We start from the raw sequence: 22,208 nt of genomic DNA on the forward strand, positions 1-22,208 counted from the left end.
AATATATATGTCATTCAAAACAATAATAGAACCATTTAAAATAAAATCAGTCGAGCCCATTTTAATGAGCACTAAGATTGAACGAAAAAAATATTTAGAAATTGCCCATTATAATACATTCCTTTTAAAGAGTGAACAAGTAATCATTGACCTGCTCACTGATAGCGGCACCTCTGCAATGAGCAATGAACAGTGGGCTGCCATGATGCGTGGCGACGAATCGTACGCAGGGGCTAAAAGTTGGGAACGATTTTATAATGCTGTTTTCGAACTCACAAATTTTCAATATATACTACCTACACATCAGGGAAGAGCTGCTGAAAGAATATTATATAGTTTCTTGGGTGGAAAGGGGAAAGTATTTATAAGTAATACCCATTTCGACACTACCCGTGCAAATATTGAATTTAGTGGTGCTACGGCAATCGATATTGCAATCGGCGATTCAAAATTACATGAAGTGTATCATCCATTCAAAGGGAATATAGATATAGAAAAACTCGAAAAAGCAATTATAGAGCATGGGCCACAAAGTATAGGAGCTGTTATATTAACCGTTACAAATAACAGTGGTGGCGGGCAACCTGTGAGTATGTTAAATGCAAGAGCAGCATCAGAGATTTGTAAAAAATATAAAGTATTATATATAATTGATTGTTGTCGAATTGCTGAAAATAGTTATTTTATAAAGCACAGAGAAGGTGGTTTTGAAAATTATACTTATAAAGAAATTGCCCAGCAAATGTTTTCACTAGCCGATGGTTGTATCATGAGTGCAAAAAAAGATGCATTGGTAAACATGGGTGGTTTTCTTGCTCTCAAAGATGAGAAGATAGCCCAAGCGTGTACTAATTTGCTAATTATTACAGAAGGATTCACAACTTATGGTGGATTAAGCGGACGTGATATGGAAGCCATTGCAGTGGGATTGAATGAAGTTTTTGATAAGGATTATTTATATTATCGTATTAAAAGTACGGAATACCTTGGCGAGAAATTAAAAGAAAGAGGTGTGCCAGTAATGTATCCAATTGGAGGACATGCAGTTTATATTGATTCTGCAAAGCTATATAATCATATTCCGCTTAACCAATATCCTGGACAAGCATTGGTATGCGAATTATATTTACTTGGCGGAATTAGGTGCGTAGAAGTGGGATCGGTGATGTTTGGAAAATATGATGAACATGGCGAATTAATTCCTGCAGCTATGGAACTGGTGCGGCTGGCAATTCCACGAAGGGTTTATACCCAAAGCCATATCGATTATGTAATAGAAGTATTTGACGAGGTGATGAAGAATAAATCAAATACCAAAGGATATAAGATTATATATGAAACCGAACTTCTTCGGCATTTTACAGCCCATTTCGAAAAACTATAATAGTCTACTTATTATTTAGTCGTAAATGATTTTTCTAGTTGTATAGCTTTGGGAAATAATATATTATTTTCTAAATGTATATGCAAATGCAAATCATCTTCAAATGCTTTAAGTATTTTATAAAATAAAGTATAAGTGGCACATGCATCATTGGGGAGCTCGTAGTGGTTTGACAATACATTGATTTGTTCAAAATACTTACCTACTACCTCGTGCTCCATTTCCATCATATTGATGGGGTTTTGCACACTGCCCAATCCTTGTATTTTGGCTTTTTGATTTTGTGCCAAATCTTTAATATAGGGGAACAAAATCACTTCTTCTTTTTTAAGATGATTGGTGAGTTCATTAATCACATCATATACCAATTGTTGAATTTTAATAAGTTCTGGATGCTCATTACCGTGTACACAAACAACTTTTTCAGCATATTGTATTAAATCAGGGATGGTCTTTTTAATATAGGAATGATGCGTATTTACTATATAGTCTACTAAAAAATCTAAACTCCATTCATTATAGGGCAGCTCCCTCCCATTTGTGTAATCTTCTATATTTTGTATCTCATTTTCTATTTGTAAAATATCTAAGCCTTTTTCTACACATATTTCTTTCAATTGTTTTTTACCGCCACAACAAAAGTCTATCCCATACTTCGAAAATATTTTTGCTTTTCTGTAATCGTTAGCCGCAATTTCCCCAACAGTTTCTTGTATGTCTGCCAAATTTCGTTTGGTAATTTTCACTTCCCAATATCGAGGACCGTTTAATAAATAGTCCCATGTGAAACTATTCCCTCTCTCTGCAATCAATTGATAGTAGAGAGGTTTGGGGTCATGGTCGTTGTGAATTATTAAGCTTTCGCCTTGTTTAAGTGTATCATATTTTTTGAAAATAGTAGCATGTTTTATTTGAGGAGGCAGGATAGTTACGTCCAAAACCGAAGAATTTGATTGTTCCATTTTTATAAATTTTCTTAAAACAGTTATCACCAATGATAATACTATCTCACAAAATTAGCATACTATATAGGGTATAATTTATGCGTCCAATCACATTTATAAAATGAAATTTGTCAAAATTTCAATTAGTTGAAATGGGATATAGATGCTTGCATGTACTCACTTAGTTTTGGCTAGAAACGGCACCAATCGTGAGGTTGTAGGACTAGTTTAGCAAGGCAACTAATGGTATTTAGATTTTTGCATTTTCATTTTAGTATTTATTTAGTAAGTTCAAACGGTTTGCAAATTTTAGACTGAAAATCTATATTTCCCTGCCAACATAAAATGTTATTATCATCGATAATTTTATAGGTATAATTTCTTGTTCCCCTCATTCCGCCACAGTATTTGCGGGCGGTTATCATGCCTGATTGATTACAAGCAGGAATTGTATTTGTATAATTGTTAGCCTGACAAGTTCCCGCCAAGGTACCATCAACATATATAGAAAGTGTTTTGCTCCCGTTTGCAATTAAATTGTCGGAAGCTGCTTTGGCAAACCAAAATGTAACTGAACCATCGTAGGTGCAAGTGCCATTATCTTTTTTTACCGTTGATGAATAATTGCTGGCACTGCTATCCATACATCCCGATCTGTGACAACTTGAAAGCGAAAGTGTGATACCGCATATCAGACTTAGATTTAATAAAAATATATATTTCATTATGCTTTTTTTAAGTTTTACAAAATATTCTAAATTGAGTTGCAAAAGTGAACCAATTAAACTCATTATATTTTAAATAAGTTTAAAAATATATTATATAATCCTCACCTTTACATTACAAAGGTCATAGAGATTGCATTACAATAGATATGATTTTTATCAGTTTAACAACTGATTGTTAATAGGTTTAGTAGGTAACATTAACTCCTGCACCAAAGCCCATATCACTATCGTAGTGTGTTCTGATAGCGATATTTTTATTGGCTACATATTGTATACCTATCATATACTCTTTGTCGGTATTTAGCATAAAATGCATTCGCAATCGCTTTGAAATGGGGATATCGTCTCGCTTAATTTGTATAAGAAATGTGCCGTCTGAGAAAATTTCTGATTCTAATTTTACCAGCATTGGCAAAGTATATTCTACTCCCACGGAAAACGCTTGCCGTGTGTCTTTTGAATTGGTTTGCCCGAAGATGTTTTTTTCTTGAAAATTTAATTGTCGATCATGTTTGCGATAACGAAAATCGTAACCAACAAATGGCATAAACCATTGCATTCTGCCTATATATCTTCCCAAATGATTCTCAATTTCATATCCATGATAATTGTGATAGCCCAAACGCCATTCAGTGCTTAATTGCCAGCGGGTATTTGAATACATGGCCATTCCATCATTACCATTTGTGGCAAAATCGTTTTCAAACATTAAATGGAATTTTCTGTCGTCGGCAAATAGTTTTCGTTTTGCCAATTTCGGATTTGGAATTTCGGGATTAGCGGGTTGATTTTCATAAGTAAAAACCCTTCCCATTCCCGCCATCATGTGATATAATATATGACAATGAAAAAACCAATCTCCATATACATTCGCATTAAACTCTAAGGTATCAGTTTCCATGGGCATAATGTCCACTATATTTTTGAGCGGAGCATATTCTTCTTGTCCGTTTAGTAAACGAAAGTCGTGTCCGTGTAAGTGCATCGGGTGTCGCATCATAGAGCCATTATATATTACAATGCGGACATTTTCCCCTTTATGAATTAATATTTTATCTGTTTCAGAAACCACTTTATTATCGATACTCCACACATATCTATTCATATTCCCACTCAATTTAAAATATAATGTTTTAATTGTGGTATCAGGCAAGCTACTTTTTGTAGTAGATTTTAACATCGCATAATTCAGCGTAACTATATCAGAAAGTTTATTACTATTATATTTATTCTCGTTTATTTTCATTCCCGTCTTTTCTTTCTGGTAAGCACCCGTAATTTCGGGGTACATCACCACATTCATATCCATTTGATTTAAGCTCATCTGCATGCCCATATCATCGAGACTGCCATCCATTTTCATCATCCCATTCATCATTTTCATTCCTTCAAAATATTTTAGTTTGGGCAAGGGAGTTGCTAATTTCTTAATTCCATTTCCCAACCATAATGAAGTTGTTTTTATTCTATCTTCCGAAGTCGCTAAAAATTCATAGGCTATATTATCACTGGGAATGGTTAATATAATATCATAGGTTTCAGAAACCGCTATGATTAATCTATCTACTTCCACAGGTTCCACATCATTGCCATCATTGGCCACCACGGTTATTTTGCCACCTGAATAAGATAACCAAAAATAAGTGGATGCACCTCCATTTGAAACACGCAATCTTACTTTGTCACCCGACTTAAATTGTGAAAGTTGACTCTCATTTTTTCCATTGATTAAAAATCTATCATAATATACATCACTCACGTCCATGGCGTTCATTCGCTTCCATTCATTAGTGACCTTTGTTTTCAAATAACCTTTTTGTATTGCTTCGAAATAACTTTGTGTGGTTCCCTTTTGTATTGCAAACCAATCGTTGGCATTATGCAATCGGCGGTGCACTTGAGCGGGTTTCATATTGGTCCACTCACTTAGTATTATGGGTATACCTGGCAAATCATCAATGCCTTTTCTATATAATGGTGAATTATTTCGCTTCAATAAAATCAGGGAACCATACATTCCTATTTGTTCTTGCAATTGCGTATGACTATGATACCAATGTGTGCCATGTTGTATAATTGGAAATCTATATAAATGCGTACTATGAGCTTTGATTGGCATTTGGGTTAGATTGGGAACTCCATCATACTGATTGGGTAAAAATATACCATGCCAGTGCAATGATGTTTCTTCGTCCATTTCATTATGAACCAATATTTCTGCGGTATCTCCTTCTGTAAAAGTGAGCGTAGGCATTGGGATTTGACCATTTACAGCAATGGCTCTTTTAATAATTCCAGCAAAATTTACAGTAGTATCACGAATATATAAATCATAATGCACTATTTTTTGAGCAAAGGAATTTTGAGCCCGTACAATTATGATTAAAACGAAAATTATCTTTATTAATTTATATTTTTCCAACATAATGATTTTACTTTTAATATTTTTTGCACGATTGCCCTTTCTTATAATTTCGACATATCAGTGGTCAAGAGAGTCAACGGAATTCTCGACCTAATTAAGTATACAAGTCCGAAAAATACAAATAATACCGAAACTCAATATATAATAGTCCAAAGGGAAGGCACTAATTCCCCGCATCCCGATAATTATCATGATTAAGCGGGGCTTTCGGGATGTAGTTCGGCATTACCATTCTCCAAACTAAATCCGACACAGGCGGAGAACTATTTTAGTTTAAGAATTAGTCTTATTTTTTCATATTCCTATGATGTTGGTATTTCTATCCCGATAAAGTTCAAAAGTCATTTAGATTCTTTTTAAAACTTTTTGACTTGTTTCACATTTCACAGAAAACCAAATTGAACCCGATAATTCTTTTTTTCATTTGAATTGTGTATAGTGAAAACTTCAATTAGGGCTATCTTTTAATTTGCCTACTAAATTATACACTTTCCCCCAAGGTTTTTATTAATGCTTGCTTTTTGATTGCATTTTCATAAAATTTCTTAATCAAAAAACAAGATTGCTAATTATACAACCTTGCTATTTTATTTGAATAAAAAAAACTTTATTTCTTTACTACCAAGTCCATTCCGCACTTAGGACATTTGCCAGGCTTGTCCCTTATAATTTCAGGATGCATGGAGCAAGTATATACAATAGCTTTTGCCTTTTTTTCCTTAGGGTCATCCTTTACAGCTTTCTCAGACGATGCCATATCGCACATTCCTTTCATGGATTTCATCACATTGGTATGTGATTTCATGCACCCCATCATCATATCACATTTCGACTCATCCATATTACACATTTCCATGGTTTTGCCCATCATCATTTTGCACATGCTTGTATCGTCTTTGCACCCGCTCATCATCTTGTCCATCATCATTTGTTTGCAATTATCATCATGCATCATTGCGTCCACCATTTCTTTAGCGTAGATCGGATCTTTAACCATGGTCGACATAATTTTGGTTCTGTGAGAATCATCCTTTAGGCTTTGATCAGGCGATTGACTTGAATTGCAGGCAGTAAGTAAAACCATTGCCGACGCAAAAAAGATTGCTAAAATTGTTAACTTTTTCATTTTTTGTTTTTTGTTTAAATTTTGTGATTTGATATAAATATTTCAAGGGTAAAGGTGACTGTTTTTTGAGAGAATAAGTTACACATTTTAAGAAATAAGTTACATAATTACCATATTGATAGTATTGACTTGTATTTATTATTTCTTTGGTGCTTCCACGAGTACGCATTTGCTTTCGCATGGGTTATAAGCATTAAGGTGTTTTTTATCTTTTTAATCATATTAATTTAAAGTGATTATTTGCAGCGATCATTAAAAAAATAATTATGCATTTGCTAAAGTACTTTAAAGATTTTTACAACTTGTTTGATTTACGAGTATTTAAGATTTGCACTTTCACCTTAAATTATCATTAGCATTACAGCACTCATCGCTATCATTAAAGCATCTTCTATAATAGTTACTGTACTCATGGGCAAATTAAAGACGGCACCTAAGCACGCACACTTAATCTTTTGTTTATTCAATACGCTTTGCAAAACGCCAATGATACTTATACTCATAATAATGAGTGTGCTTATATTTGTAATAAATGGATTGAAATCGATGGTGTAAGCGATACCTAAAAACAATTCAATAAATGCATATATATATCCCCACTGTTTTACCTGTTTTGCAATGATATCATACATAGAATAGCTTTCGGCAAATCCTTTAAGGTCAAGAAATTTAAAAAAGGAAAATGTGAGAAAAAACCCCGCCATAAAGGTATTCATAAAGTGCATCCAATGAATTTCATTATTCATTTGTGCCGATACGAATGATATAAATGTGATGAATGCAAAAATCAAAAGCAATGGTTTGTAAGTCGCGAACCAATTCTTTGCTTCATCTTCTTTCATAGCTGTACTGTCTTCCGTAATTATATACTTTTTATCAGGACTGATTGCTTCTTGCAACGCATTTGTTGAAATGTGCTTACTCATTTCAATCGTTGCTTGTTTATTTTCTAACGAAATTTCTGCAGAAATTATATCTTGCAGTTTAAGTAATTGACTTTTTACAGTTGCAACACAACTGCCGCAAGTCATTCCTGTGATATGATAAGTATGTGTCATTATTATAGAAAGTAATTGATAAAATAAAAATTGCAAGGCAGACAATAAGCCAGCCTTACAATTTTTTTAATTTACATGCTTGCACATGCTTCAGCACATTTTTTACAAGCTGCTGCACATCTTTTACAACAATCATGTGCCGATAGTTTTTCGCATTCTGCAGCACAAGCGTTACAAATTTCTGCACAAAGTTTACAAAGAGCTTTTGTAAATTCTGAACCTCTTGCTTCAAACCTTGCACATAAAGCACAGATGTCAGCACAATCGCGGCACAAAGCAATACATTTTAAATGGTCTTTGTCGTTCATGCCAATGCAATGCGTGGCACAACTTTCACATTCGATTACACATGCCAAGCATGCGTCAATACATTTACTGTTGGAATTTTCCATAATAAAATTTATTTAGTGTGAACAATGTTATTCACGCTGCAAAAGTGAGAAAATATCCAGCATTAAATATTACACAATTTTGTAATTAATGTATAACATTTACAGTTCTTCAATATTCTGTCGTGTATGCTCTTTCAACGATTTATATACGGTTGGGGTCAGTCCAGTTATTTTCTTAAATTGATTTGAAAGATAAGCCTGCGAACTATATCCCAATCTGTCGGAAATTTCTGTAAGTGACAGTTCGTCATATATCAATAGTTCCTTGGCTTTTTCTATTTTTTGGGTAATAAAATATTTTTCGATGGTAGTTCCCGCCGCTTCTGAAAACAAGTTGCTCAAATAATGATAATCATAGTTTAATTTCTGAGCTATGTGGTTGGACAGATTTATACGCATGTTTTCATCATTATGATGTACCAATTCAATAATTGAATTTTTTATTTTTTCAATCAACCTCCCTTTCTTATCATCAATAATCTCAAATCCTACTGACAACAATGATTGGTTAAGTTTAGATTTCATGGGTACATCAAGTTCTTCCATAATCTCCACTTCGCCCAATTCGAGATAAAGAAAGTGCAGTCCAAATTTTTCCAACTCAGCTTTCACTGCCATTTTGCAACGGCTGCATACCATATTTTTAATATATAGTTTCATGTGGTTCTAAATCTCTGTTTACTAAAATGCTTATATGCCTGATTCTTCTTCAACCTAATTTATATTAAAGTTAATTACCTAGAATTTTTTCACCCCTACTTAATTTTTTCACAAGTTCATATAATATTGTTTCATCACCTGCTAAATACGCACCTTTTTCCCATACTATATTTCCAGTACTATCGAGCAAGTATGTGTAAGGACAAAATCCTATATTCATTGCTCTTTTGAAATCTTGATTTACATCTTTATAAACTTCATATTCCCAACCTCTTGATTTCACAACAGACTCAACAGTTCCAATTGTTCTTGGTCCATCAATAGAAATGGCAATTAATTTAACTCCAGTTTCTTTCTGCCATTGTTCATATTGATCTGAAATTGCATCTAATTCATTAATACATGGTTTGCAAGTCGTTTCCCAAATACTAATAATAATGGGTTTCCCATTATTAGAAATACTCGCAGTATTATATGTTTTACCATCCAATGTTCTTACATCCGTTGATGCAATTTTTTTAAGAGGTGTTTGATAAATAAAAGGATTAGCAAATGCTGTTATAGCAATATATAATATAATAAGAATAACAGAAGTTTGGGTTGTAATTTTCATTTATAAGCATTGAAAATATTGTATTCAAATCGTATTAATATACTTTGGTTGTTGATTCGGAGCATATTCCCTGCTAATTGTCTTTTATAAGCCATCTCCAATCGCATGCGACTGTTTATAATAAACTGTATCGCAGGTGCCATGTCTATATAGTGTTCGGCCGTTTGTGGATTGGTTTTTCCCAGCATTTCAAAATATAAATTAATGTTAGTTTGTCGATAATTTTTATATTTGAACGGGAACAATAAATATCCTGCTGAAAAAGAATAATTGTAAGCACAGCTTGGCTGTGATGGCTTTAACTTATATTTTAAATTATTGATGCTGTGGTTATATCCACCCGTAAAAGAAAGAGCAAATTTATGCAACAATTGCGTAGCGATAATGCCCCCAGCAAATCCTGAATTATCGCCTTGCAAATTTATATCATTATACTGAATGTCATTACTAATTACAGCGGCTTTAGCATAAGCTGCCATCCGAAAATGGCTTTGTACATTATCCTTTGATAGGAAACGAAACTTAGTATAAAGATTAATCCCCTCAAACTTATAATACGACTGATGAAAAGTACCCGAAAACATACTGAAGTGAAACATCCATTTCTTACTTAACCCTAGCATAACTTCTGCGTTTTGCCTAAACATATACCGTTTATTATCTACTCCATACAACGCATTGCGGTAAGGTGGCATTATTTCATTGTTTAGCCTAAATCCGATTGATTTCGAGGGCATATTACTGGCAGGCTCTGATGATACATATAGCTCTTGTCCATTTATTGCAAATGAGATTGATAGCAGTAATAAAAACAAAAGTATTTTCATATTATAAAACTATTATATGATATACATGAGTTATAATGCGTGTGTTTCCTGCTTGCTCAGAAGTATGATTGTCTATTACTTTCCTATACTTTTTATATTCCTTATCTGACACAAAGCCTTTATCAATAAGTTTTAGCTTCGTATTGCCATTTAATATTCTAGACTTCAAATTTATGAAATGGTATAAAGAATTTTGATAATACAGGTGATAATTGTTATCCACCTTCAAACTGTCAAAATGAAAAGTAAGGACTAAAGAAGCTACAGAAAATCCAGCATCCTCCACTTTCTTTTTAATTAACGTAAAGTCAATAACAGAATCTTTTTTGAAACTCAGTAAAAAAGTGGTATGGTTCAAATCAGTACCTATGGTGTCGATAAATGGAACTGATTGCAGTTGCTTTTGTGTGGCAAACGAGCACATGGAACATGTTAAACCGCTTGCTACTAGTTCCGCTTTCACAAATTGAGCATGAGCCGAAATTTGTGCTATAATAAATATACAAATAAGAATTAATTTTGCTATACACCTTTTCATTATATTTTACTTAATAATTGTTGCCTGTACTTTACCACAAGTAAGCATTTGCTTGCCAAAATATGGGTTCACAATAGGTTTCTGCAAACTCAACCAGGTAGCACCTTTGCCGCCATCAGCCATCGGGCAAAAATCATAATAAACAGTTGTGTCCATTTTTATTACTTTCATTACTTCATACATATTTTTCGAAAGTGCAATAAAGTGTTCCCGTTGGTGATCCACTTTTTCCACTCCTTTTATATGTTCCGCATCATACGAAAGTAGTTTTTCATATTTCATCCAAACTATATGTTGTGCAGCGGTTAACTTTTCCATAGGTAATTTATATATTGCATCATATAATATTTTTGCTTTATTGCTTGCTGCCACTCCATCATCTTTAGTTAATGCATCTTTCAATGCAAAATAAGCGTCATACACTTCCGCTATAGGATTGGCGGGAGCTGTAGCTTTAACAATTGTATCTATCACAGTTTGTTTGGTAGTGTCGTCCATTGCCATTTTTGTATCAGATTTAACAATAGCTTTTGTTGTACTACTTTTTCTTTCATATTGGCAACAACCAGGAAGTTTCGCATACGCTTCATCAGGAGCAATATACTTTTCATTGTCATATCCTGCATAAGCAATTCGTTTTAAGATTTCATCAGTATTGGTCTTTTTACTATTAAAAGTTAAGGTTGCTATTTTGGTGTTTTCATCCCAAACAGCTTTGGCGAGGCTTTTTTCGTAAGCAGCTTTCTCTATTCGCACTTTACACATTTCACAATTCCCATATATTTTATGAGTTTCTGTTTTCGGATTTTTTATCTTTGCTTCGCAGCTATAACAGGTGAAGGATAATAATAATATTATTATATTTATAATTTTCATGATGTTTATTTATTTTATTGTTGTTTTAAGGTATCAATTACTGTGCTGTCATTTTCTACTTCATTTAATTCCATTTTACATACGGGGCAATTACCTGATTTCGTATAGTTTTTTGCACCCTCACAATCCATGGGACAATGATAGAGAAGAGGTTTTCCAGTATTGCTATTACTGGAACTGCAAGCAATCGTTAAGCTTATTATAGTGAAGATGATTATTAATTTCATTGTTTAATTAATTGAAGTATTTGAGAAAAATTAGGTCGGCTTAATTTAAGAAAATATATTCCTGGAGTCAGTGAGGTATTATAAATCCTACAAGATAAATTATTAACTGGTATAATAGGTAATTCAATAGCAATGATATGCCCTAAAACATCAGTTATTTTAGCAGAAATTATTGAAGTAATGTCTATTCCGCCAATAGTCCAAAAATCTGTAGAGGGATTTGGGTATGCAGTTAATTGAGCAGGCTCGCTACTATATGCTAAAGCATTAGGGGCAACATAAGTAATATTAAATGTGGCTGTATCAGTGTTTGAACCAATCATTAAATCATTAAAGATTAAGAACCGAATAATTGCTGTTCCAGGCATTCCATTAAAATCAAAATGATATTTAAGAAAGCCAATACTGTCTGCATTATTTAAGAAATTATCAAATCGACCACTCTCTGGCACACCGCCCAAGCAAGTGCCATTCATGCAAGCCATAATAAACCAATCAGGAGGGATTGAATCACTAATCCTTTGCCATCTGAGATCTGTTATTTTACCACCGCGATTTATAAAAGGTATCTTTGTTTCTTCGTAAAGTACAGTATGGCTCGAAGTTATTTTCTTTTCATGTCCTTCAGGGAAAATAATTTGAGTATGACCAATAACTGTCATCAACAACATCGGTTGCAGCACTAAAATTTTGTATAGGTACTTGCAGGATATCATTGTTGTTTAATAAATTTTTGAGTAAGGAAAATGGTATGTGTTTTTATTTGGATAAAATATATTCCGTTGGCTAAATCATCAACATCTAAAGTTGTATTTTTGGTGTCGCTAATGTTTTGTTTCAAAACAGTTTCACCTAAAACATTCACTACATTTATTTCTGCAAAAGGAAATTCGTTATTGAAATTCAGAAATAAAGTTTTAGAAACAGGATTGGGATACAAATCGAAATTTTGTTTCTTAATATTAACAATGCCTGTTTTAATATTTGTATCAATCACCAAAAAACTTCCCATCATGCCATCATCTTCGTGGTGAAGCAGATGACAATGATACATATATGGAATAGTACTATTTGCAAAAGTTTCAAATTTCGTAATAAATTTTACACTGTCATCAGGCATTACCAACACAACATCTTTCCACCCTAGTTCAGATGGTGGTGTTGGGACTCCGTTTTTTTCAATTACGTTAAATTGGATGTCGTGTATGTGAAATGGATGTGCTACCAAAGTATTATTGATAAGCGTCCAAACTTCTGTAGTATTTAAATGTATAGTTTCGTTAATACTATCCATATCGAACGTATGGTTATTCATTCCGAAAGGACCTTCCGCTAAATTGGGTGTCTCAAAGGGCAACAATCGAAGGGTATCAAATATTATAGTTCTATAATTTGTTGCAGAATTTATATTGAAAGGTATATAAGGAATTAAACTTGTTGGTATTATGGTAACAGGCGTTGCCGTTTGTGTACCTATATTAAGTTGCAGCAAATTAAAATCAGCACCATTCAAAAAATTGTCGCTGTATTCGTGAATGGTGTCTGCACCAAAACCAACTGTGGCAGCACCATAAATTCCTGTCGGCAACTCAGAAGCAAAACTTTTTAGATATATAGTTTGCCCCATCATTCCTGAGAAATTAACCAATATTTCTGCTCTTTCTCCAGGCGATAAACGTAGTCGTGTTAAGGCTATAGAAGTATCTAGTAAACCACCATCGGTAGCAATTTGATAAAATGTTTGTCCATTGGAAAAACCTATATTATAAGAACGCAAACTACTGCCATTTAGTAAACGAAAACGTATAACTTGTGCTGCAGTATTATAATAAGTATTCAAGGTACCATTCACAAAAAGTGCGGTATCCATATTAGTAGCAATAGCAATTTGTTTTAGCTCATCAAAAGCTTTACTTTGTATACAAATTGGTATATCATCTACACCATAAGTTCTTGGTAAATTTAGTGCAGCCTCAGCAGCATCTTTAACGATAAAAAATCCCGCAATTCCTTTTGAAACCTGGGGGTCTGTTTGTCCTGCACCATGAGGATGATACCAAAATGTTGCCGCATTATTTCGTATTTTAAATGATGGACTCCATGTAGTATTTGGTTTAATAATTTGATGCGGCCCTCCATCATTTTCAGGAGCTACATGCAAACCGTGCCAATGCATGGTAGTTTTTACGGACAATTCGTTTTTCACATTTAATATAATACTATCTCCCTTATTAGCTATAATAGTAGGTGCTAACCATGTACCGTTTACACCATAAGTGGGAGTTTTAATTGTATCATAAAATTTTTGAAAACCACTTTGTACTTTTAGGTTGAAAGTAGTACCTGTTAGTGCAGTTGGGATGTATAATGCATTTTGAGCAAAGCTAGTTTGGCTTGTGAATACAAGAAAAGTTAAGACTGTGTAAATTGATTTTAATTTCATTGCTGATGAATTTTTTCTTAATTGATAAATCGTTTGAAGCTGCAAAACAAAAAATTCTGTGTGGTATCAAAAGGTGTATTATGATCTTCGGTTACACACTTTATTTTCTCAAAACCGTTTTGCAGTTGTTGTTGTAATTCTTCTTCGGTGTATTGGTGAACATCAAGCATTGAACATTTTTTTGGTCCTTTGTCAGAAAATGTTCCAATAACTAAATATTTATTTACGGCTTGTCGTGCTATTGTGAGATAGGTATTCATATCATCCGTACTTGTGAGGAAATGAAAGGTAGCTCTGTCGTGCCAACAATCATAAGACGTGGCAGGTTGAAATTCTGTAACATCACTAACAATCCAATTTACTTTTTTCGCTTTGTCGCCAAGTCGCTTCTTTGCTCTTTCAATTGCATTCTCTGAAATGTCGAGCACCGAAATATTTTCAAAACCTTCGTCAAGAAGGTAGTCAACCAATTTGCTATCGCCACCGCCAATGTCAATAATGCTTGCCGTCTTAGGTAAATTAAAACTATGAACAAAGTCCAAAGATGTTTTTGGAATTTCCTGTGTCCAACTAACTTCGTTGGGTAGTTTAGTTGCATAAACTTTTTCCCAGTGTTCTTTTCTTGCTGTCATTTTAGTGAAGGGTTATAAATATTTTTTGTTGAAACTTTTTTTGCTTGCCACTTAGTTGAATGATATAAACAGAAGTTGGAAGTGACGGCATCCCGATAGCTATTGGGCCAATTTCTGTTTGCCTGTGAATGTTTGTTTTGAAAATTTCTTTTCCGCTTAAATCACTTATTAAAAGTAATGAATAATTTTCATTGGTGTTTTGTAAATGGATTTTATTTTCAGCAAACCAAACAGAAGGTGCTTCAAAATTTGCATTTGCAATTCCTGTTGTGGCTACATTCATTATAAAAGTCAAAGTGTCTTTCATCAAAGGGAAATTAATATCCCATACTGCATAACGAATGATTGCCGTGCCGTAATTTACATGTGCCGTGATATGTAGCAACAAGAAACCGTATTCACTTGGAATAATTGGATTCATTGAACCACTATCTACTAAAGTTGTATAGCAAATTTGATTATCGCACACCGATGCTTCCCAAAGTGCAGGAACCGATGCACTAATTTTTTCCCACTTCAAATAAATGGTGTTGCTTGTGCTATTGACTTGCTGAATAGTCAATGTTTCCAAATCTTCCATCATTGCATTTACAATGAAAGTATCGTTGGGTCTGATGGTGTATGATTGAGCAAAAGAAAAAGTATTAGCCGCAAACATTGCAGCTAATACTAAAACTTTATGTTTTATTTTTCTCATTAGTGAGCGATGCTTAGTTTTTGTGTGGCGGTTTTCCCGTTCACACTTATCCGCACAAAATAATTTCCGCTTGGCAAAATAGTAGTGTTGAATTGTGTTGTCAAGGCACCAGCACTTTGTTTTTCATTGCTGATAATGGCAACTTGTTTCCCGGTGATGTCGGTAACATCAATCAACAAGTTTGAAGTTTCTTTCAAGTCCATACTGATAGAAACTAAATCGGTGGCAGGATTAGGATACACTTTGAATGAATTCAATTTAGATTCTTTTTCCGCTATCGCAAGGGGATTTTTTTCATTTACTTTTAAGGTAGAAAGAAATGTCTGGTCGCTGTCCTTGTGTCCTTCAAAATTTGAATTAAATGCTCCATAAAAAACAACATCGCCCGTATTTGCTGACGGGGCCACCCAATCGAATTTCCATGAAAGTTTACCAATTCCATCTACACCGTATTTTGTGTAAGTGATATATTTATTATTACCTACAAGTTTGGTTCGAGTTGTATCAGTTATTACAATTTTCCCCAGCAAGTCTCCACTAATATTTTGAGGAGATACCTCAAAGCCAAATCGTGTACCTCCAGATTCGGTATTGGTAGCTGTAATAGTATATGTTGCACCAGGTGTGTAGCCTTCGGTAGGAATGTTAGATTCAATCCAATTGCTTACAGTAGTTGCTTTCCCTCCATGGCAGACGGTGCAATTTTTTAAACTATCGCCAGGTGAGCCGGTATACCCAGGTTCAGTCCCATCTTTTTGGCGAGGTTGTATGGTGCCAAATGATTCAAGTATTATAATTCCCGTAAGAATTATAAAAGTAGGGAAAATTATTTTTTTCATCACAGATATATATTGAATCTAATTTAATGCAAAATGTTCAATTTTTGAACCCCAGTTTTTCCATTTGCGGTCAACTTTATCAAATAATTTCCATTGGGAAGGTTGGTAGTATTTACTTCTTTGCTTACAACACCTGCATTTAGCTTTTCATTCATGATTGTACTAACAATTTTGCCTGTGATGTCAGTAACTTCAATCAATAAGTTCGTAGCTTCTTTCAGTTCAAGATTTATAGTTACCATATCAGATGCCGGATTGGGATAAACAGTAAATATAGAAACTGTATTTGTTATATCATCAATACCTGTTGTGCCACCCAGCATGGCCAAAATTGAATCTCTCATTTCAGTGGTATCACTCGTGCTGAAACTTTGCGAAGAAAACATCACTCTATGATCTTTACCTCCTAGCAAAACTATTGTAGGCATTCCAAAACCACCATAGTTGGCCACTTGTGCGGCACCGCTGTCATAAGGCATATATAATGAAAGTCCGTTTGAAGAACACCAGGTGGCTGTAGAACTACAAGTGGTTGAATTGTTGAAAGGCAGAGCATAGGCTGTAATCATTCCAGGATGCTTTTTCATTACATTATTCGCCATCTTCTGGATTTTTTGTGCGGGTGGCGGACAACTACCGCAATTGGGCATAAAGAAGTGAATCAGTACGGCTTTACCTGCGTCTAAGTCGGCCAATAAATCGTGGGAGTTTCCGTTACAGTCAACACCTTTTAATTGCATTACTGTTTGGGCCTTGGAAATCGTAATTACGAACATCAAAGCAATTGATAGAAAAATTGTGTTTTTCATTTTTTGTTTTATTAATTATTGATTTGTTTTTGGGGAAATATTCTTTGGAAATGTATAAATACATCTCTAGCCGATGCACTTATTTAAAGTGTCGGCAAAAAAATGAGTGAAAATCAAATAAGAAAAACCTGATTGAGCAAATATATAGCTTGCTCATTTAGCAGCGGAGGCGGATGGTCGAACTGTATTTCCTGCTCCGAAAATATTGATGTGTAATTTATACCATATAAGGGGGTAGAAGCAATAGGTAACTGCTTAAAACCTTTATACACAATAACAATAATTTGCTTAGAGTTACGCTGGGTATCCTTTATCTTAAAAGAAGCAGTTTTGTCTTTACAACAATCTTTTTTCATGGGCATATCACCACAGGGACATTTGGCTTCGTCTGTACCAATAATCGAAAATGAGGCTAACCTTCCACCGCAATAATGCACGGATACTGATAAGCCAATGGCTGGTATCAGATAACAGAACAGTAAAAGTATTGCGAATATTTTTCTCATTTCCTCGAAAATGCTTACGCAAATATAAGGAGGTTTTTAAAAATGCAAATACTTTTTTTTCGTTAAAAACGCGTGGAGCAAAATAAAAGCGAGTGAACTTAAGGAAGCCATCAATATAATTCCTGTCGAAACAAATACATAAAACCATGCTTGTAGGCTTTGCATCATCGAACTGAAAGAAGTAGTCTGAGCTCCCATTTGCCAAATACCTTTTTGTATCCCGATGATGATTAATGATAGCCAAAAAAGTAATAACCCAATTTGTAGCATCCAATAAAAAACATTCAAGACTTTTGATCCTTTTGCAAATTCTTCATTATGGGGCATAAAAAATTCAAAACAAGCTGCAATTAGTATCATCGTATTAATGCCTATTGTGGTTCCCATAGCATGTGCCACTGTAACATGTGTGCCATGTGTATATAAGTTAAATGCTGGTATCGACATCACAATGGCAAGCATCATATTAAAAAAAATCCAGACTTCTGAAGCCAATAAAAAACGGTATGGGAAATAATAATAGTTTTTGCGTGCGGTAGTAACTGTGCTCTTAAAAGTATAAAATATTCGTAGCAAAAATATCCATTCGGTCATGCTCACTATATAACTCACATATCTGATATAACTTTCGGTAGGCAAAGTATATATATGATGGCCCCAATTAAACATTAAATTAAACAATCCCAAAAAATACAAAGCGAATGCTAAATTAGATTTTGCGGTGGAACGTTCGCCACTAATTCGTTCCATTAAAAAAAAGGCAGTGCCATATATCATTTGGTTCCACGAGCCTACCAATGAACCATTTGCTTTCCATTGAATAGTAAGGTCTTTGAGGAAATGTTCTCTAAAATAGGGGAACTCCCAAAGATAATTTTCTAAAAAAGTAAAAAGAAAGAATATAATTCCCGTCATCCACATCCAAATATATACGGGCCATTTTTTAATTTTAGTGGCAGCTATAAAATAATTAACTAAAAAAAGTACCCACGTAATTGCAATAATTAATGCATACTTTGGTGGAAATTCCCAATATTCTCTGCCCCCAAATTGTTGCTGCGAATACGAAAATAAAATAGCTATAATTGCAATCCACCATATTACTAACTGCATATAGGCCAATGGTTTTGAGATAGTATCAGGTTGTGCAGATTGCAAGCCACAATATATACAACCGCAAGCCCCCATCAATATAAAAAACATCACACATGATACATGCATGGGGCGTAATTGTATAAAGCCCAAATATTCTTGTGAAAAACCTGGGATTATATAATTGAATGCCGCCACTACCCCAAAAACTAAACCCAATACTAGCATAAACAAAGCGGAAGCTAAGTAATAACGACCTATACTGCTGTGCAAATTAATTCCCATGTTTATATATCATTCCATTCGATTGCTTTATATAAGTTCTTGGGTCTGCCGTTCCACTGGCATCAGTTGAAATTAAAAACGTGATCAGATTTTCTTTCTCCTGTTCATTCAGATGGAATACGGGCATTTGTTTAGATCCAGACTGAATAATTGCCAATATATATTGTTTATCTTTCCCTTTTACTGAGATAATATTGGTAAGGTCAGGGCCTAAATATCCGCCCAAGCCATAAAGCTGATGGCAGCTCTGACAATTATACTTTTGCCAGACTAATTGCCCATCAATAGCTTTAGTATGATCATAATTGGATTGATACGTATAATTTTTGTTTGAATATAAAACTAGAGAATAACTAAAGAAAGATATTGCCATCAATGCAAAAAGATATTTCTGCCATTGCTTCTTCATCGTACCATTTATTAAGTCAACTTAAATTTAAATTGACTTCTAACTATCAATGTAGTTCCGCTAAACATTATTATCGCTGCCACCAAAAGAAATTCATTCGTATAGGGAACACTCTCATACTTAAGTGCTGATATACCTTGTACCATTAATAATAATTCATTGAAAAATATTCCAAATGTAAAAACTATGATACCAACAGTGCTTAAGCGGTTCAACAAAATTAGTTTTTGAGATACTGAATATCCTATAATAAAAACAGTGATTACACCGAGCAAAATTAGATGCAAATAACCTATTACTATAGGTCGGAATCCAAAAGCCAATTTACTTAATGGTGGATAGGTGGAACCTAACTGCAAAAGTAATTTAATACTTAGTGCAATGGCTGATAAAAGTAATAAGGTAAATGCGGTTCTTGATAAATTTTTTTTGATAGAAATAATCTTTACCAACCAAAGCCAAGCTATAACCTGAGCTATAGCAGATGCTACTACCAACCAATAACTCCAAAGTGGAATTGGCATCCACAATACTGATAAAAAATAAGCAGGTATGCACGCGAGAAAAAATAACCAAAATATATATTTAAATGAACCATTTAATTTACCTAAGGTATTCAGTTTGTCAGTAAACAAACCCATACATGCGAAAAAGAACCAACCATTATACTGGAAATGTAAAAAGAAATATACGGACGACAAATACCAATTTTGTTGCACCAAATTATTGGCCATCATATAGGCCAAACTAAAGGCTCCTAGCGAGGAAATAGCATTAAATATCAATGAGGCTTTAAACCACAAATGACTAATAGCATCCAATTTTAATTTGTTTAAGTCTCTCCAATATATAATAGCAAATATATAAGAAACAAAAACTGAAAGTGTAGAAAAAGTGATTGAATAAATATTATAGCCTGAAATAGGGAAAACAACTAACATACCGTATGCAGTTATCAAATTTGCTATTAAAATCCACCCATACTTTTTATATGCATTTTTATTTCCTCTTCTATATAAGTAATCAACTAGCAAAGCCATTAATGCTTGGGTAATCCAACCTGCAAAGGCAAAGTGAGAATGTCCTTGTAATAGTTGCTTTTGGTCGACAAAGGGAAGTGCGAAGGCGATTTTGTACCTTAGTACTACACCTATCAAAGCTATAATATTTAAATTTATAAGAGCTATCCGAAGCCACTTGTGATTGACCAATCCCATAAAATAATTTGAGGCAAATTTCCTTATAAATATTGCTGCAAATTTATGCGTCTAGTCATAATTACATAAATACTTTACCATGGTCAATTCGCAACTCCCCTCTTTCATTTAGATTTCTAATGGTTCTAATAACCGTCTCCACTCTAAGCCCCGTCATGTTTGCTATTTGCTGACGGGTAAGGTTAACTTGGAAAGGTTGATGTGGAATAAGTTGGTGTTTATTTTTATAATGATTCAACAAAATAGATATCCTTATTTCTGGATTTTCGAAAGCAATCGTTTTTAATAATAGGAATTTATAGCGTAGTCTTTGTGCTAAAAGTTTGGTAAAATTCATATGTATTTCATGATTCTCTTTGATAAGTTGAAGAAACAAATCTTTGGGCAAGCGAATTACCATGCAATCTTCGAGAGCTATAGATGATGCTGCATAAGGCTCTCCATCAAATAACGGTAATTCTCCAAAGCATTCATCAGGTTCTATCATATTTTGAATAAATTCTTTACCATCATCGTTCAGATTCATCCATAAAACTTTGCCTTTTACCAATTGATAATAGTAATAACAAGTGGAGCCTTCCCAAAATATAGTTTCTTCAGCATTATATTTTTTATACGAACCTCCCCATGCAATTAATGTATTAATATCTATCATAAGCGTACTCATTTTTGAGCACTCAAATTAAGACTCACAAAATTATAACAAACATAACCACGAGCAGTTTTGCTTATGATAAATATCATGAAATATTTTAGGGCCTAAATAAAAAGAGGCTCAATATGGTGAAGAAGGCTATTACTATTGATTGCGAGCACTTCAATAAGCGTAATGCAACCCCTACGATATAGCAATATTGGGGTCCTGGTATGATTGTAATCATAAAACGCAAACTTTTATTTACTATAATATTGCATCATAATAAAAACTAAAATATATGACTGTCAGAAAAATTATTGCAATCAGCCTTATGGGTATTTTCGGTGTATTTATCGCTGCTTGTTCAAGCAATACATCTAATAACGATAAACAAAAAGCGGAAGACCCTAATTCAAAACCCCAAACAGAAACTCCCAAAGAGTCGAATGATAATCCATCCTATGACCCGAATCGTGGCACAGGAAAATTTACTGATGTAAAAGTTGGTGACAAACTAGACGAAAAATTGGCGGTGGCCGGCGGAAAAGTTTCAGACGTAAAATGCTCCTCATGCCATAAACTCACCGATGAAAAATTGGTAGGCCCAGGTTGGCAAGGTGTAACAAAACGTCATCAGCCTGCATGGATTATGAACTTTATCACCAACACTGATGAAATGTTGACAAAAGATCCAAAAGCTCAAGCTCAGTTAGAATTATGTTTGGTGCGTATGCCCAATCAAAGCTTGAGTGATGATGATGCTCGCGGCCTACTTGAGTATATGAGAAAAAATGATGGCGTTAAATAATAAATATATCTTTACCCTTAAATATCGGTATAACAC

The 22,208-nt window shown here is 34.0% G+C and carries 25 protein-coding genes; 3 read left to right on the forward strand and 22 right to left on the reverse strand.

Annotated elements, in window-relative coordinates; translation table 11 throughout:
• Nucleotides 1-7: 7 nt before the first annotated feature.
• Complete coding sequence (locus SGJ10_13005) at nucleotides 8-1,384, forward strand: tryptophanase (GenBank protein MDZ4759040.1); 1,377 nt, start codon at nucleotides 8-10, stop codon at nucleotides 1,382-1,384.
• A gap of 11 nt (nucleotides 1,385-1,395) precedes the next feature.
• Here the strand turns inward: SGJ10_13005 and ric are convergent, their stop codons facing one another.
• From ric to SGJ10_13030, 5 genes are all read right to left on the reverse strand, one after another.
• Nucleotides 1,396-2,346 (reverse strand): iron-sulfur cluster repair di-iron protein, encoded by a 951-nt coding sequence (gene ric, locus SGJ10_13010; protein ID MDZ4759041.1) that lies wholly within the window; start codon nucleotides 2,344-2,346, stop codon nucleotides 1,396-1,398.
• Between the two features lie 260 nt (nucleotides 2,347-2,606).
• The gene (locus SGJ10_13015; GenBank protein ID MDZ4759042.1) at nucleotides 2,607-3,053 is read right to left on the reverse strand and encodes a hypothetical protein; all 447 of its coding nucleotides are present in this window, start codon (nucleotides 3,051-3,053) and stop codon (nucleotides 2,607-2,609) included.
• 187 nt (nucleotides 3,054-3,240) lie between these two features.
• Complete coding sequence (locus tag SGJ10_13020) at nucleotides 3,241-5,481, reverse strand: multicopper oxidase domain-containing protein (protein MDZ4759043.1); 2,241 nt, start codon at nucleotides 5,479-5,481, stop codon at nucleotides 3,241-3,243.
• 607 nt (nucleotides 5,482-6,088) lie between these two features.
• Nucleotides 6,089-6,607, reverse strand: a complete 519-nt coding sequence (locus SGJ10_13025) for a heavy metal-binding domain-containing protein (GenBank protein ID MDZ4759044.1) — start codon at nucleotides 6,605-6,607, stop codon at nucleotides 6,089-6,091.
• A 341-nt stretch (nucleotides 6,608-6,948) separates the two neighbouring features.
• On the reverse strand, nucleotides 6,949-7,665 hold the full coding sequence (locus SGJ10_13030) for a heavy metal-associated domain-containing protein (GenBank protein MDZ4759045.1): 717 nt from the start codon (nucleotides 7,663-7,665) through the stop codon (nucleotides 6,949-6,951).
• A gap of 75 nt (nucleotides 7,666-7,740) precedes the next feature.
• Here SGJ10_13030 and SGJ10_13035 point away from each other — a divergent pair, with 75 nt between their 5' ends.
• Nucleotides 7,741-8,073, forward strand: a complete 333-nt coding sequence (locus tag SGJ10_13035) for a hypothetical protein (GenBank protein ID MDZ4759046.1) — start codon at nucleotides 7,741-7,743, stop codon at nucleotides 8,071-8,073.
• An 83-nt stretch (nucleotides 8,074-8,156) separates the two neighbouring features.
• Here the strand turns inward: SGJ10_13035 and SGJ10_13040 are convergent, their stop codons facing one another.
• The 17 genes from SGJ10_13040 to SGJ10_13120 form a co-directional block, all read right to left on the reverse strand.
• Nucleotides 8,157-8,717, reverse strand: a complete 561-nt coding sequence (locus SGJ10_13040; protein MDZ4759047.1) for an AraC family transcriptional regulator — start codon at nucleotides 8,715-8,717, stop codon at nucleotides 8,157-8,159.
• A gap of 70 nt (nucleotides 8,718-8,787) precedes the next feature.
• Entirely contained in the window at nucleotides 8,788-9,330 is a 543-nt protein-coding gene (locus tag SGJ10_13045) for a TlpA disulfide reductase family protein (GenBank protein MDZ4759048.1), read from the reverse strand.
• On the reverse strand, nucleotides 9,327-10,157 hold the full coding sequence (locus SGJ10_13050; protein ID MDZ4759049.1) for a hypothetical protein: 831 nt from the start codon (nucleotides 10,155-10,157) through the stop codon (nucleotides 9,327-9,329). Before SGJ10_13050 ends, SGJ10_13045 begins: the two co-directional genes overlap by 4 nt.
• Nucleotide 10,158: 1 nt before the next feature.
• Complete coding sequence (locus SGJ10_13055) at nucleotides 10,159-10,695, reverse strand: heavy-metal-associated domain-containing protein (GenBank protein ID MDZ4759050.1); 537 nt, start codon at nucleotides 10,693-10,695, stop codon at nucleotides 10,159-10,161.
• 6 nt (nucleotides 10,696-10,701) lie between these two features.
• Nucleotides 10,702-11,571, reverse strand: a complete 870-nt coding sequence (locus SGJ10_13060) for a DUF3347 domain-containing protein (GenBank protein MDZ4759051.1) — start codon at nucleotides 11,569-11,571, stop codon at nucleotides 10,702-10,704.
• A 14-nt stretch (nucleotides 11,572-11,585) separates the two neighbouring features.
• Nucleotides 11,586-11,798, reverse strand: a complete 213-nt coding sequence (locus tag SGJ10_13065; protein ID MDZ4759052.1) for a heavy metal-binding domain-containing protein — start codon at nucleotides 11,796-11,798, stop codon at nucleotides 11,586-11,588.
• Nucleotides 11,795-12,481 (reverse strand): T9SS type A sorting domain-containing protein, encoded by a 687-nt coding sequence (locus tag SGJ10_13070; protein MDZ4759053.1) that lies wholly within the window; start codon nucleotides 12,479-12,481, stop codon nucleotides 11,795-11,797. Before SGJ10_13070 ends, SGJ10_13065 begins: the two co-directional genes overlap by 4 nt.
• A 29-nt stretch (nucleotides 12,482-12,510) precedes the next feature.
• A complete protein-coding gene (locus tag SGJ10_13075; GenBank protein MDZ4759054.1) occupies nucleotides 12,511-14,241 on the reverse strand; it encodes a multicopper oxidase domain-containing protein in 1,731 nt (576 codons plus the stop codon).
• A gap of 17 nt (nucleotides 14,242-14,258) precedes the next feature.
• On the reverse strand, nucleotides 14,259-14,873 hold the full coding sequence (locus SGJ10_13080; protein MDZ4759055.1) for a class I SAM-dependent methyltransferase: 615 nt from the start codon (nucleotides 14,871-14,873) through the stop codon (nucleotides 14,259-14,261).
• Nucleotide 14,874: 1 nt separating this feature from the next.
• On the reverse strand, nucleotides 14,875-15,570 hold the full coding sequence (locus tag SGJ10_13085) for a hypothetical protein (protein MDZ4759056.1): 696 nt from the start codon (nucleotides 15,568-15,570) through the stop codon (nucleotides 14,875-14,877).
• Entirely contained in the window at nucleotides 15,570-16,409 is an 840-nt protein-coding gene (locus tag SGJ10_13090; GenBank protein ID MDZ4759057.1) for a choice-of-anchor V domain-containing protein, read from the reverse strand. The genes SGJ10_13085 and SGJ10_13090 overlap by 1 nt, the downstream gene beginning before the upstream one ends.
• A gap of 23 nt (nucleotides 16,410-16,432) precedes the next feature.
• Nucleotides 16,433-17,218, reverse strand: a complete 786-nt coding sequence (locus SGJ10_13095; GenBank protein ID MDZ4759058.1) for a T9SS type A sorting domain-containing protein — start codon at nucleotides 17,216-17,218, stop codon at nucleotides 16,433-16,435.
• A gap of 113 nt (nucleotides 17,219-17,331) precedes the next feature.
• Nucleotides 17,332-17,724, reverse strand: a complete 393-nt coding sequence (locus tag SGJ10_13100; GenBank protein ID MDZ4759059.1) for a hypothetical protein — start codon at nucleotides 17,722-17,724, stop codon at nucleotides 17,332-17,334.
• A 36-nt stretch (nucleotides 17,725-17,760) separates the two neighbouring features.
• Nucleotides 17,761-19,101: a cbb3-type cytochrome c oxidase subunit I gene (locus tag SGJ10_13105; protein ID MDZ4759060.1), complete on the reverse strand. Its 1,341-nt coding sequence runs from the start codon at nucleotides 19,099-19,101 to the stop codon at nucleotides 17,761-17,763.
• A complete protein-coding gene (locus SGJ10_13110) occupies nucleotides 19,091-19,474 on the reverse strand; it encodes a cytochrome c (GenBank protein MDZ4759061.1) in 384 nt (127 codons plus the stop codon). Before SGJ10_13110 ends, SGJ10_13105 begins: the two co-directional genes overlap by 11 nt.
• 47 nt (nucleotides 19,475-19,521) lie before the next feature.
• The gene (locus SGJ10_13115) at nucleotides 19,522-20,727 is read right to left on the reverse strand and encodes a hypothetical protein (GenBank protein ID MDZ4759062.1); all 1,206 of its coding nucleotides are present in this window, start codon (nucleotides 20,725-20,727) and stop codon (nucleotides 19,522-19,524) included.
• Nucleotides 20,728-20,788: 61 nt separating this feature from the next.
• Nucleotides 20,789-21,394, reverse strand: a complete 606-nt coding sequence (locus SGJ10_13120; GenBank protein ID MDZ4759063.1) for a Crp/Fnr family transcriptional regulator — start codon at nucleotides 21,392-21,394, stop codon at nucleotides 20,789-20,791.
• Between the two features lie 268 nt (nucleotides 21,395-21,662).
• Between SGJ10_13120 and SGJ10_13125 the strand changes: the two genes are divergently transcribed.
• The gene (locus SGJ10_13125; protein MDZ4759064.1) at nucleotides 21,663-22,172 is read left to right on the forward strand and encodes a c-type cytochrome; all 510 of its coding nucleotides are present in this window, start codon (nucleotides 21,663-21,665) and stop codon (nucleotides 22,170-22,172) included.
• Nucleotides 22,173-22,208 lie beyond the last annotated feature (36 nt).

Source organism: Bacteroidota bacterium, from assembly GCA_034439655.1.
Classification (GTDB): Bacteria; Bacteroidota; Bacteroidia; order UKL13-3; family UKL13-3; genus CANJUD01.